Below are 13,836 nucleotides of genomic sequence, written 5' to 3' on the forward strand. Positions count from 1 at the left end.
GACATTGGCTATACCGTCTATTCCCGCATATGCGCTGCCGACAGCGTCAGATATGCCTGAAAATAAAGTATCGTGGACGCTGAACCCGAAACGCGCGGTGCTTCTGATCCATGACATGCAGAATTATTTCGTCGATGCTTTTGAGAAAGGGAAGGCTCCGATCACGGAGGCGGCTCAGAATATCAAAAAAATAAAAGAACAATGCAAAGCACTCGGCATTCCGGTGGTGTATACCGCGCAGCCGGGCAGCCAAGACCCGGCGGACCGCGCGCTGCTGACGGATTTTTGGGGACCGGGGCTGAAAAGCGGGCCTTATGAAGAAAAGGTCATTCCGGAGCTTGCCCCGGATGATCAGGACATAGTCCTCACAAAGTGGAGATACAGTGCGTTTAAACGGACGAATCTCCTTGACATCATGCGTGAAAGCGGCAGAGACCAGCTCATGATTACGGGAATTTATGCACACATCGGCTGTCTCGTCACAGCCTGTGAAGCATTTATGGATGATATCCAAAGCTTCTTTATCGGAGACGCCGTTGCTGATTTTTCTTCAGAAAAACATAAGATGGCCATCGAATATGCGTCTCAGCGCTGCGCTTACACGGCTTTGACAAACGAAGTGCTGGAGCTGCTGGGCGGCGCGCCGGTTTCTGAAGGAGAAGGGAAGACTTCCGCCGTATTGACAAAAGACCGGGTGCGGGAACAAATTGCGGCGATTCTTCAAGAATCACCGTCTGATATTCCGGATCATGAAGACCTGCTGGACAGAGGCCTTGATTCCGTCAGAATCATGAGCCTTGTCGAACAATGGCGCCGTGACGGAGCTGAAGTGACGTTTGTGGAACTGGCGGAGAACCCGACGCTTGAAGAGTGGTGGAGACTTCTTTCTTCCCGATCTCAAAAAGTCTTGCCGAACGCAGATTATTTATAAAGGGAGAGAATAGAATGCATGATACACAACAGCTGCCTCTGACAGGCGCACAGGCCGGTATCTGGTTTGCGCAGCAGCTTGATCCTGATAATCCGATTTACAATACAGGCGAGTACGTTGAGATAAACGGCGCGATCGATGTGAACATATTTAAAACCGCTCTCGAACGCGTGCTGACGGAAGCTGCGTCATTACACGCCCGCTTCGAAGAGGGAGCAGACGGGCCGAAGCAGATCATCAATCCTCCATTTGAGGCTGCGATCGATGTCATAGATGTGAGTTCAGAAGCTGATCCGAAGCAGGCCGCACTCAGACTCATGCAGACAGATTTGGCTGAGCCCGTTGATATGGCGGCCGGGCCTTTGTTCCGCGACATTTTATTTCAGGCGGGACCGGAACGCTTTTTCTGGTATCAGCGCATTCACCACATTGCGATAGACGGCTACGGTTTTTCACTGCTGGCACGGCGTACGGCGCAAATGTACACCGCAATACGGGAAGGACGTCCGGATAACGGGCGCTCCTTCGGCTCTTTGGAGGAGCTGGTAAAAGAAGATCAAGAATACCGCGCGTCTGATCAATTCCTGAAAGATCGGGAATTTTGGATGGAGAAATTTGCGGATGAACCTGATGTCGTCAGTTTGGCAGAAAGAGCGCCGAGAACGTCAACAAGCTTTCGGAGAAGCACGGCTTATCTTTCTGAAACGGCTTTGCAGCATGTAAAAGCGATTCCGAACTGGCATGAAGCCGTCACAGCCGCAGCGGCGGTATATGTCCACCGGATGACAAACGCAGGGGATATCGTGCTCGGTTTACCGATGATGGGGCGGATCGGCTCGATTTCACTGAATATTCCGAGTATGGTCATGAATCTTCTGCCTTTGCGGCTTTCTCTCCGACCGGATATGAATTTTCATGAGGCCGTCAGCCAAGTGGCAAAAGAAATCCGAAACATTCGGCGCCATCAGAAATACCGCCATGAAGACATGCGCCGCGACCTTAAATTGCTCGGAGAAAATCGCAGGCTGTTCGGCCCGCAAGTCAATGTGATGCCGTTTGACTATGCGCTTGATTTCGCCGGAGCGCCAGGCACCGTCCATAACTTATCAGCCGGGCCCGTTGATGATTTGTCAATTAACGTTTACGACAGAGCGGACGGAAGCGGAATGCGTGTGGACTTTGATGCGAATCCGGAAGTGTACAGCGCCGAAGATATTGAAAACCATCAAAAACGATTCCTGCTTCTGCTGGAATCCGCTGTGAAAGACCAGACACAAAAAATCGGCACACTCAACCTTCTGCCTGAAAGTGAACGTCTCTGCGTACTGGAAAGCTGGAATGACACGCGCAAGGCCGGGAAGCAGAAAAGTCTGCCGGAGCTGTTTTACGAACAGGCCGTAAAAACACCGGACCGGCCGGCAATCATCACCGAAAACGAAGAGCTCACCTATGCTGAATTGAACAAGCGCGCGAACCAGCTTGCCGGCATGCTAAAGGAAAAGGGGCTCGGACCGGAACAATTTGCCGCTTTGCTGCTTCCGCGGTCACAGGAGTTGGCCGTGAGCATGCTGGCCGTTTTGAAAACGGGAGCCGCATACCTGCCGCTTGATCCTGATTTTCCTTCTGAGCGGATCACATACATGCTCAAAGATGCACAGCCTGCATGCCTGATTACAACGATGGACTTATCCGGCCGCATGCCGGAAGACAGTGATGCAAAAAGGATCATTCTCGATGACCCCGATACGGTAAAAACCGTTGCCGCTCAAAATGCTGACTGTCCCGCTCAGGCGGAATGTTCGCCTTTGCACCCCGCTTATATCATCTATACATCGGGTTCAACGGGCAAACCGAAAGGCGTAGTCGTGACATTAAAAAGCGTAAGCAATTTCCTCTTATCCATGCGGGAAATGTTCCCGCTCGGCGCACAAGACCGCCTGCTTGCCGTTACGACTGCGGCGTTTGATATTTCCGGACTTGAGCTCTTCCTTCCGCTCATCAGCGGGGCGGGGTGCGTCATCGCACGTAAAGAGACGATTCAGGAACCGCGGGCGCTTGCGAACATGATTCACTCATACGGTATTTCAATCATGCAGGCAACGCCGACATTGTGGCATTCATTAGTCACCAATGAACCGGATTCACTCCGGGAGCTGCAGGTGCTTGTCGGAGGTGAGGCGCTTCCGAACGCGCTTATGCATGCTCTGCTTGAATCAGGCTGTACGGTGACGAATCTGTACGGGCCGACTGAAACAACAATCTGGTCGGCCGCACAGCCGCTTGCAAAAGACCATACAGGGGCCCCTCCGATCGGAAAGCCGATTTGGAACACGCGGGTATACGTGCTGGACGCCGCATTGCAGCCAGTCCCGCCGGGAATTGCGGGCGAGCTTTATATAGCGGGCGAGGGGCTTGCCAGAGGTTATTATAATCGTCCTGATTTAACAGCTGAAAGATTCATTGCCGATCCGTACGGACCCGCGGGCGCGAGGATGTACCGGACGGGAGATCTCGTGCGCTGGCGTGAGGACGGCTCGCTTGATTATATCAGCAGAGCCGATCACCAAATTAAAATCCGCGGGTTCCGGATAGAATTAGGAGAAATTGAGTCAGTGCTGTCGAAATACCCGGGTATTTCGCAGGCCGCCGTCATTGTCCGTGAAGACCAGCCGGGAGATAAGCGGCTGGCGGCTTATGCTGTCGCGGATCAGCCCCTTGATATCGGCGGACTTCGTGAATATATGGGCGAAAGCCTGCCGGATTATATGGTGCCGGGCGCGTTTGTACAGCTGAAAGAATTGCCGCTGACGCCGAATAAGAAGCTCGATCGCAGCGCTCTGCCTGCACCTGATTTTTCCGCTGTCCTGTCTGACAGAGGGCCGCGGACGCCGCAGGAAGAAATATTATGCGATCTGTTTGCCGAAGTTCTCGGTCTCGCGCGGGTCGGAATTGATGACGGGTTCTTTGAATTGGGCGGACATTCGCTCTTAGCCGGACGCCTGATGAGCCGGGTCCGGGAGACGATGGGCGCAGAGCTTGGCATCGGCCGTCTGTTTGATACGCCGACCGTTGCCGGGCTCGCCGCACAGCTTGACACCGCAAAGAGTGCGCGCCCTAAGCTCAAGCCGTTTGACCGGCCGGAGCACATCCCGCTGTCATTTGCGCAGCTGCGTCTTTGGTTTCTCTACTGTCTTGAAGGGCCGAGCCCGACTTACAACATTCCGGTGATTGTCCGCATGTCAGGCAAGCTTGACCAATCAGCGCTGAAACACGCCTTTTACGATGTTGTCAGCCGTCATGAAAGCCTGCGCACCGTTTTTCCGGAAAATAAGGGATCATCCCATCAGCTCATTTTACCTGCTGAAGAAGCCCGCCCTGTGTTTACAGTGACACAAGCAGACAAAAACGAGCTCCAAGACATGCTTGCCGCTGCGGCACGATACCGGTTTGATCTCGCTAAAGAGCCGGCCGTCCGGGCTGAGCTGTTTGATCTTGGTGACGGCGAATATACGCTGATGGTTCTCCTGCATCACATCGCAGGCGACGGCTGGTCCTTGAATCCGCTCATGCGTGACTTATCCATAGCCTATATCGCCCGGCAAACAGGTGAAAAAGCAGAATGGGCGCCGCTGGCGGTTCAATATGCTGATTATGCGCTTTGGCAGCAGCAGCTTTTAGGCAGCGCGTCTGATTCTGAGAGCTTAATTGCGCGCCAGCTGGATTTCTGGAAGAAAACGCTTGAAAATGTACCGGATCAGCTGGAGCTGCCGTCTGATTTTCCGCGTCCCGCTGAATCAAGCTACAGGGGCGGCGTCATTCCGGTCAACATCGGCCAAGAGCTTCATGCCCGTCTTCTCTCACTTGCCAGAAATCAGCGCGTAAGCCTGTTTATGGTGCTTCAATCAGGGCTTTCCGCACTGCTGACCCGGCTCGGGGCGGGAACCGATATTCCGATCGGCAGTCCGATAGCCGGCCGCAGTGATGACGCATTAGGAGACCTTGTGGGTATGTTCATTAATACACTCGTACTGAGAACCGATACCTCTGGCGATCCGAGCTTTTGTGAGCTTCTTGAAAGGGTCAGGGAAATGAATCTCGCAGCATATGAACATCAGGACGTGCCGTTTGAACGTCTCGTGGAAGAATTGAATCCGGTTCGCTCCCGGTCAAGACATCCGCTGTTCCAAGTGATGCTCGCATTCCAAAATACGCCTGACCCTGTACTCAGTCTTCCTGATATGGAAACAAGCCTGCAAATCAGCAGTGTCGGATCGTCCAAATTTGATTTGACGCTGGAATTGGCTGAACAGCGCCATGACGACGGCACGCCTGCCGGTATTGAAGGCCTGCTGGAGTTCAGTACGGACTTATTCAGAAAAGAAACGGCTGAAGCACTTGCCGGACGCCTGCTTCTTTTGCTCGAAGATGCCGCATCACATCCGGATAAACCGATCGGAAGCTTAACCATTCTTTCTGATGAAGAGCGCCGGAAGCTTTTGCCGGTTAAACAGGCAAAACAGCATATTCAGCCTCGGCAGACACTGCCTGAACTGTTTGAAATACAGGCCGCCGCAAAATCGGATGAAACGGCGGCAGTATTTGAAGAGAGCGGACTCACTTATCAAGAGCTGAATGAAAGAGCCAATCAGCTCGCCCACATGATGATTGCCCGCGGCGTCGGCCCGGAGCAGTTTGTCGCACTGGCGCTGCCGCGTTCTTTAGATATGATTGTCGGGCTGTTAGCCGTCCTGAAGACGGGGGCAGCATATTTGCCGCTTGATCCTGATTATCCCGCGGACCGCATCGCTTTTATGTTACATGATGCCAAGCCTGTATTTATGCTCACCAATCGTGAAGGCGCAAGTAAGCTCTCTGGCGAAAACGGCATGCCGGCCTTCATCCTGGATGATCCGCAGAATAAGGAAACACTTCGGCAATATGCCGTCACGAACCCTGAGAATGCCGACCGGATTCGTCCGCTGTCACCGCTTCACCCGGCCTATGTCATTTACACGTCGGGATCAACAGGTGTGCCGAAAGGTGTCATCATTCCGCACAGCAATGTTATTCGGCTGTTTGAGTCGACGCGGCATTGGTATCACTTTAATTCTGATGATGTATGGACGATGTTTCACTCCTACGCTTTCGATTTCTCTGTCTGGGAAATATGGGGGCCGCTGCTTCACGGCGGACGTCTCGTCGTCGTGCCGCATGACATCAGCAGATCGCCGGAAGCGTTTCTGCATCTCCTCGTGAAAGAGCGAGTGACCGTACTTAACCAAACGCCGTCAGCGTTTTACCAGCTGATGCATGCGGAAAAAGAACACAAAGAGCTGGGGCGTCAGCTCGCACTCAGATATATCATCTTTGGCGGCGAGGCGCTTGAGCTGAGCCGGCTTGAGGATTGGTACAGCCGCCACGCGGACAATCAGCCGGTGCTCGTGAATATGTACGGCATTACGGAAACGACGGTACACGTCAGTTACCTTGAATTAGACAAAAACATTGCCGAACTAAGAGCAAACAGCCTCATCGGCTGCGGCATTCCTGATCTGAACGTATATGTGCTTGATGACCGGCTGGAGCCTGTGCCTCCGGGGATCACGGGCGAAATGTATGTTGCCGGAGGGGGCGTGGCACGAGGCTACTTAGGGCGGCAAAGTCTGACCGCCGAACGCTTTGTGGCTGATCCGTACGGCCCGCCGGGAACGAGAATGTACCGGACGGGGGATTTAGCCCGTCTGCGGACGGACGGTTCTCTTGATTATATGGGCAGGGCGGACCACCAGATTAAAATCCGCGGCTTCCGGATTGAATTGGGAGAAATCGAAGCGGTTCTCGTCAAACATCCGGATGTCGAGGATGCCGCCGCAGTCGTCCGTGAAGACCGGCCGGGAGATAAACGGCTGGCCGCCTACCTTGTCCGATCTGCCGGCAGCACCTTGGACGCTGGGGACATCCGCCGGTTTGCCGAAGAAAGCCTGCCGGATTACATGATTCCGTCAGCTTTTGTCCAAATGAATGAACTGCCGCTGACACCGAATGGAAAGCTTGACCGAAAAGCGCTCCCTGCGCCTGACTTCCAAACGGAGGTCACCGGCCGGGGACCGAGAACGCCGCAGGAAGAAATGCTGTGTGAGCTGTTTGCAGAGGTGCTTCATCTGCCGCGTGTCGGTATTGATGACAGATTTTTTGATTTAGGCGGCCATTCTTTGCTTGCGGTTCATTTAATGAGCCGTATTCGGGAAGCGATGGGAGCCGAGCTCAGTATCGGAACATTATTTGAAGCTCCTACGGTGGCAAGCCTTGCTGAAAGACTTGAGTCAGGAACGGGCACAAGCGCGCTTGATGTTCTTCTTCCGCTCAGAACGGCAGGAGAAGAAACACCGTTGTTCTGTGTCCATCCGGCCGGCGGTCTCAGCTGGTGTTATGCCGGGCTGATGTCTTCTTTAGAGGCTGATTATCCGATATACGGCTTACAGGCGAGAGGCATCGGAAAAAAAGAACCGCTTCCGCAAAGCTTAGATGACATGGCGGCGGATTATATTGAAAAAATCCGCACCGTGCAGCCGAAAGGGCCGTACCGTCTGCTCGGCTGGTCTCTCGGAGGGAATGTCATTCAGGCCATGGCGACACAATTACAGAGCCGGGGCGAAGAGGTTTCGCTTTTGGTGATGCTTGACGCGTATCCGAATCATTTTCTGCCGATAAAAAATGCGCCTGATGACGAGGAAGCCGTCATTGCGCTGCTTGCCCTGGGAGGGTACGACCCGGACAGCCTCGGGGATCAGCCGCTTGATTTTGACACCGCGCTGACCATTCTCCGCCGTGAGGGGAGCGCATTAGCCAGCCTGGACGAGTCAGTGATGATGAATCTGAAAGACACGTACGTTAATTCTGTCGGGCTGTTAGGAACATACAAGCCGAAGCCGTTCCACGGAGATGTGCTGTTCTTCAGATCCACGATTATTCCGGAGTGGTTTGACCCGATTGAGCCGGATACTTGGAAACCGTATATTACGGGGAAAATCGAGCGGTATGACCTAGACTGCCGCCATAAAGATATGTGCCAGCCGGGCCCGCTTGCCGACATCGGCGCGATTCTGGCAGAGAAATTAAACGGACGGCGTACAGTCCGGTAAAGAAAGGAAAGAGATGATATGACAAATCCATTTGAACGGGAAGACGGTTCATACCATGTGCTCGTCAATGCTGAAGGCCAGTACTCACTGTGGCCGGCCTATCTGGATGTGCCGGACGGCTGGGAAACCCGCCTGACGAATGAAACCCGCCCCGTTTGTCTCAAATATATTGAAACAAACTGGCGTGATATGAGGCCGGAAAGCCTGAAACAGACCGAAGCCGCTAAAATGTAATAAGAAAAGCCTGCCGTTATCTCGGCAGGCTTTTTATGCGGACATCAGCCGTTAAGCTGTGTATGATCACAAAATGTATAGGGGTGGCCTTCTTCATCCGTGCACCATGACTGAGACAGAAAAGCCAAAAAGACCGCGGCCCACTGGTCTGCAAACTGGATTAAAATACCGCCGTCGTGCCACGTTCCGTTATCCTTCTTCCAGCGTGTATCAATTGGGTTTCCCTGATTCATATGAATATTATGCATGCCGTTTGTCGGCTTGAACCCGAAAATCTTATCAGCGCCCGGCTCCGGCCCAAATTTAGAGCCGTAAATATAGACGGTGGCTTTTTCTGATTTGGCTTTTTGCATGTACGTCTCAATAAAGTCATTTAAGTCATTATCCGGACCGGTGACTTCATGCGGGAGGGGCACCATGTTCCGGGGATCAAACAATCCGCCGCGGACATAATCCAGCGCCAGCTCACGGCTGGTTTCATCAATTGGGGTATATCCATACGGAATGTTCGGCAGCAGGGTGATCGCGCTTGCGTCAAAATGATCGCGTGCCGCATACAGAACCTCTGATTCTTTTGAACTTGACATGACATTGATCGCACAGCGATAGCGCGTATCAGGCTCGCCTAGCACCTCGACTTGAAAATGCGGAGAATCATCATCTGTTTCCCTTTTCATATCTAACACAGTGCCTTTTAATACACCATAGTGCTGAACAGCCATATGAATCCTCCTTTTTCTTCCGGGATATGAATTGATATTCGAGACAGGGGGCCGTTTTTCCTTTTGTGAGAAAGAAAAAAAGACAGCCCGCTGATCAGGCTGTCCTCTTCATCTCTATTAAGCTTTTGCAGCCGAACCTTGCATTGCTTTTTCAGCAGGCACGTAGTCATAGCCTAAGTCTCTGGCTACCGCTTCATACGTGACATGTCCGTTAGCCGTATTTAAGCCCGCTTTAAGCGCAGGGCTGTCTGCAATGGCTTGTGCCGAGCCTTTATTGGCGATTTGCAGCGCGTAAGGAACGGTTACATTCGTTAATGCGAGCGTAGACGTACGCGGTACGGCGCCCGGCATATTGGCGACAGCGTAGTGAACGACGCCGTGTTTTTCGTAAGTCGGATTATCGTGGGTTGTAATATGATCAACGGTTTCCACAATGCCGCCCTGATCGATGGCAACATCAACAATGACGGAACCCGGTTTCATTTGTTTAACCATTTCTTCCGTAACGAGAGTCGGCGCTTTGGCTCCCGGGATGAGCACGGCGCAGATCAGAAGGTCCGCTTCCGCAACGGAATCTGCAATATTTACAGGGTTTGACATCAATGTTTTAATCTGATGCCCGAAAATATCATCAAGCTGACGCAGGCGGTCTGCGTTCAAATCGATCATTGTCACATCGGCACCGAGTCCGACAGCCATTTTCGCGGCATTTGTTCCGACGCCGCCCCCTCCGATGATCGTGACTTTTCCGCGGGATACACCCGGTACGCCGGCTAATAAAATTCCTTTTCCGCCCTTTGGTTTTTCAAGAAACTGTGCTCCGATCTGCGCGGCCATTCTGCCGGCCACTTCGGACATCGGCGTAAGCAGCGGAAGGGAACGTCCGTCCGTTACCGTTTCGTACGCGATAGCTGTCACGCCTTTTTCTGTAAGCGCTTTAGCTAATTCCGGCTCTGCGGCTAAATGAAGGTAAGTGAACAAGACCAGACCTTGACGGAAATACGCATACTCTTCAGCCAGCGGTTCTTTTACCTTCATGACCATTTCCGCATCCCATACTTGCTTTCTGTCCTCCAGAATTTCCGCCCCTGCTGATACATAATCTTCATTTGTAAAGCCGCTTCCGAGTCCCGCTCCGGATTCCACAAGAACCCGATGGCCGTTTCCGATAAGCTGTGAAACGCCTCCAGGTGTTAATGCCACTCGATTTTCATTGTTTTTGATTTCTTTTGGAACCCCGATAATCATGTCTGTTTCCCCCAATGTTTGTGTGATGCTTCAAGTGTAGCGCGATTTTTGTGAAAATTCTTTGTTTGAAACAGAAAATAAAAAAACACGGATTTGTGAAATTTCACGAACCCATGCTGCGAAGTTTGATATCAAGGTAAATCGTAAACTTCTCATTCACATTTTTTAAGTCGATTTCTGCGATCTGGCTGATTCTTTTCAGCCTGTAATTCAATGTATTGACATGGATGTTAAGCGCTTTAGCGGCGGTGTTGACATTGCTGTCGGCATCAATAAAATGTTCGAGCGTTTTTACCATATCGGCTTGGTGCTCCCTGTCATACTGCTCAAGCTTTGACAGGGAATAGTTCATATAGCCGCTGTGCTTGCGTTTTTCATCCAACACATCAAGGTACTGATAAATGCCGAGTTCAGAAAAGCTGAAAAGGTGTTTGGTTTCTCTCACAAACCGCTCTTTCGCTTTTAATACGGAAAGCGCTTCCTGATAGGATCGGTAAACGTAAGAAATCGATTCGTAAATACCGCCGATCGCAATCGACGCATCCTCAATTTTATATCGTTCCTTCAGCTGTTTTTGAATATGAAGAGCGAAGTGCTTTAAATCTTTAAAAGGCTGATCGGTTTTCGGCGCGGCTAATAAGATTAATTCATTTGAATCAACAGTCGCCAGCATGACATGAATCTGCTGTGTCGTTTCCTGCAAATATTGCAGCTGCTGTTCCGTCTTTTCAGTCAGCTCATCATGTAAACGGATGATCATGACACTGAACACGGACGGCAGCGCCATTCCGAGCTTATGAAACCCTTCGGCCATCTCGGCTTCCTGATAAATATGGCCTGTCAGCATTTTCCAAAAAAACTCCTGGCCCCGCTCTTCGATTTTCGTTTTGCGGATCTGCAGGTGCAAAAGCTTGTTCCGCACCGCTTTAGCGGCCAGCTGAAGTGTCTTCAGATCTTCGTCCTTAAGCTTTTTTTTGATCTCAAGCGCCCAAATAAATCCGAGAACCTGACTGTTTTTCCAGATGGAAATCGCCACGCGGTTGCTTAGGCCCACCTCGTCAATTTCTTTCACTTTGATCGGCTGGTCCGTTTTTAAAAGGGCCGGAATGGTTCCGTCTTTCCACAGTTTGTTGATGACTTTTTCCGGCACCCTCCGCCCGATAATCGTCGACGTCCGGGCCGGATCTGTACAATCGCTGTGCGTGCTGTATGCAAGCAGTTTATGATTAACGTCTTCTATTGTAATGGGGCATTGAAGAACTTCACTGATATGGTCGGCAACATCTTCAAGTCTGTCGAAACTGTACTTAAATGGATCCTTTGGATTGGTCATCTGTATCCCTACTTTTTCATAGCTTCATATCTTGATCTTACCATCTTGCTTTTCAGACTGAAAGGCATCTTTGCAGGGAAATAGACTAGGACAATAAGATCATTCAGTGAAAACGAAAATAATAAGAAAATCATACTATCGTATTTACAAAATGTGTAAATATGACGAAAAATCCAATATATCATAAGACTCATTTTGTAAAATTAAAACAGATTTGTTTGACTGTGCCGATTGGTTGTTTTTATAATAATGACGTTCAAAAAATAAGTGAATTAGCCCATATTTAGGCTGATGACACAGGAGGGTATAAGGAATATGTCTGGATTAATTCGTGTCACACCCGAAGAGCTAAGAGCGATGGCTAAGCAATATGGCGTTGAAAGTCAGGAAGTCATGAATCAGGTTGACCGCCTGAACCGCATGATTTCTGATTTGAAAGGCATGTGGGAAGGTGCTTCAAGTGAAGCATTCGCGGATCAATATGAGCAGCTGAAACCTTCATTTATTAAAATGTCTGAATTGCTTCAAGATGTGAATCATCAGCTCGATCAAACGGCAAATACGCTTGAGTCTACCGACCAAGATATCGCTAACCAAATTCGCGGATAATAAGATGAATGAAGAAACGGAGCGCCTGATTCAATCAAGAAGACGGCGCTCTTTCTATGTAAGGGTGATATGAATATGTATATCGATATTACAATAGATTTAACACATTATAACGGCAGCGTCTTCGATCTCAGATTGTCAGATTACCATTCTGTGAAAAAAGTCATTGATATTGCCCGGCAGGCTCAGCATGTATCCGTTCCGCCGCGTGAAGGCTATTGGATCAGAGTGGTCAATAAAGAAACGGTTTTTTCCGGAGAACAAAAGCTATCTGACTGCGGCATTACGAACGGAGACCGCCTTGAAATTTTATGAAAGGATATGGTGGAATGACAGGTCATAACAGATCTTATTTAGAAACAGAATTAGACGCCGTCCGGGAAGAAACCGAATCAGGCTTCACGTTCACCTTCCAGCGGGAAAAAATCAAGCTTCTTGACGGGCTGGAAGCGAATGTGATTAAAGATGCCGATCCTTTTTTTCAAAAAGAGGTCTCAGTTTCAGAAGACGAAGTAACCATCACAATCAAACCTCCTTCTTCTTATCAGGCTTTCCGCTATATAAAAGGAAAAGATAAAAAAAGCAGGTGGCAATTTGCCTACCGTCTCGTCCAAGCCGTGAAACAGCATAAGCTGAAACGTCTCAATCTGATTGCCGCCCCTGAAAATATCGTGTTTGATAAAGCGCTGACGCCTTACTTTCTTCATTACGGCGTAAAGGAGAGCCTTCCGCCTTATGAGGAAGATAGAGAAAGGGTGTTAAAAGAGCTCAAAGCCTGTGCGGCGCTTGCGGCTGACGGGGCGTACACCTTCGATGAATATTTGAAGTACAAGGAGACGCTTCATTTCTCTCCTGAGGTGAAAAGCGTGTTAGAGGCGGAGACGATTGAAGAACTGGAAGAAGCCATTCAAACCGCAATCGATTCCCTCGAAGAAAGGGACAAGACATACATAAAACTGCCGAAAAAGAAATGGAAAATCCAAAGATACGCCGGTCTGGCGCTTGCCGTCCTCCTTGTGCCGGCACTTCTTTACTCCTTATACGTTCTGTTTTTCGTCCAGCCGAAGCAAGAGGCAATTACGGAAAGCAACCGCTATTTTTTAAATCAGCAGTACAGCAAAGTCATTGACACACTCGCTAAATACGATGCGGAAAGCCTCCCGGAATCTGTGCAGTACGAGCTTGCTTCCTCTTATGTGGCAGTTGAAAATCTGAGGGAAGAACAGCGGAAATACATCGGGAATCTGGTCACGCTGCAATCAGACCCGAAGCACTTCCTTTATTGGATTGATATCGGCAGAGGGGAAAATGAAGAAGCCATCAAAATCGGCCGCAATCTTGAGTACAACCCGTACATCTGGCTCGGACTTACAAAATATAAACAGCAATTATTAGCGGATGACAGTATGAAAGACGACGAAAAGCAGAAAGAACTGGACGCCGTGGAAAGCGAGCTTGCGAAGGCGAAAAAAGAGGCGGAGGAACAGCATAAAGAAGCGGAGGAAAACAGTGACACCGCCGAAGCTTCCGCCGGACAAGATGAAAGCAAACAAGACAAAGCGAAAGATAACAAAGAGAACGACAAGAAAGATGAGAAAAAAGATGAAAAAAAATAAC

At 50.3% G+C, this 13,836-nt stretch carries 9 protein-coding genes; 6 read left to right on the plus strand and 3 right to left on the minus strand.

Annotated elements, in window-relative coordinates:
- Window positions 1–4 precede the first annotated feature (4 nt).
- The 3 genes from ACWJJX_RS09545 to ACWJJX_RS09555 are packed head-to-tail and all read left to right on the plus strand — an operon-like array spanning window position 5 to window position 8,307.
- Window positions 5–931: an isochorismatase gene (locus ACWJJX_RS09545; RefSeq protein ID WP_003152006.1), complete on the plus strand. Its 927-nt coding sequence runs from the start codon at window positions 5–7 to the stop codon at window positions 929–931.
- Window positions 932–945: 14 nt separating this feature from the next.
- Entirely contained in the window at window positions 946–8,073 is a 7,128-nt protein-coding gene (locus tag ACWJJX_RS09550) for an amino acid adenylation domain-containing protein (protein ID WP_454022932.1), read from the plus strand.
- A gap of 18 nt (window positions 8,074–8,091) precedes the next feature.
- On the plus strand, window positions 8,092–8,307 hold the full coding sequence (locus ACWJJX_RS09555; RefSeq protein WP_316275806.1) for an MbtH family protein: 216 nt from the start codon (window positions 8,092–8,094) through the stop codon (window positions 8,305–8,307).
- 44 nt (window positions 8,308–8,351) lie between these two features.
- Here the strand turns inward: ACWJJX_RS09555 and ACWJJX_RS09560 are convergent, their stop codons facing one another.
- From ACWJJX_RS09560 to ACWJJX_RS09570, 3 genes are all read right to left on the minus strand, one after another.
- A complete protein-coding gene (locus ACWJJX_RS09560; RefSeq protein ID WP_039254039.1) occupies window positions 8,352–9,029 on the minus strand; it encodes a YukJ family protein in 678 nt (225 codons plus the stop codon).
- A gap of 117 nt (window positions 9,030–9,146) precedes the next feature.
- On the minus strand, window positions 9,147–10,277 hold the full coding sequence (gene ald / locus ACWJJX_RS09565) for an alanine dehydrogenase (protein WP_454022933.1): 1,131 nt from the start codon (window positions 10,275–10,277) through the stop codon (window positions 9,147–9,149).
- Between the two features lie 103 nt (window positions 10,278–10,380).
- A complete protein-coding gene (locus tag ACWJJX_RS09570; RefSeq protein WP_454022934.1) occupies window positions 10,381–11,610 on the minus strand; it encodes a PucR family transcriptional regulator in 1,230 nt (409 codons plus the stop codon).
- Window positions 11,611–11,925: 315 nt separating this feature from the next.
- Between ACWJJX_RS09570 and ACWJJX_RS09575 the strand changes: the two genes are divergently transcribed.
- The 3 genes from ACWJJX_RS09575 (at window position 11,926) to essB (ending at window position 13,835) form a co-directional block, all read left to right on the plus strand.
- Window positions 11,926–12,219 carry a WXG100 family type VII secretion target gene (locus tag ACWJJX_RS09575; protein ID WP_003152013.1) on the plus strand — a complete coding sequence of 98 codons (294 nt, stop codon included), beginning with the start codon at window positions 11,926–11,928 and terminating at the stop codon, window positions 12,217–12,219.
- Between the two features lie 75 nt (window positions 12,220–12,294).
- Window positions 12,295–12,534, plus strand: coding sequence for an EsaB/YukD family protein (locus ACWJJX_RS09580; RefSeq protein WP_003152015.1), 240 nt, complete (start codon window positions 12,295–12,297; stop codon window positions 12,532–12,534).
- Between the two features lie 14 nt (window positions 12,535–12,548).
- Window positions 12,549–13,835 (plus strand): type VII secretion protein EssB, encoded by a 1,287-nt coding sequence (essB, locus tag ACWJJX_RS09585; RefSeq protein WP_025650213.1) that lies wholly within the window; start codon window positions 12,549–12,551, stop codon window positions 13,833–13,835.
- Window position 13,836 lies beyond the last annotated feature (1 nt).

This window comes from Bacillus sp. YH3-2-B2 (assembly GCF_053663335.1).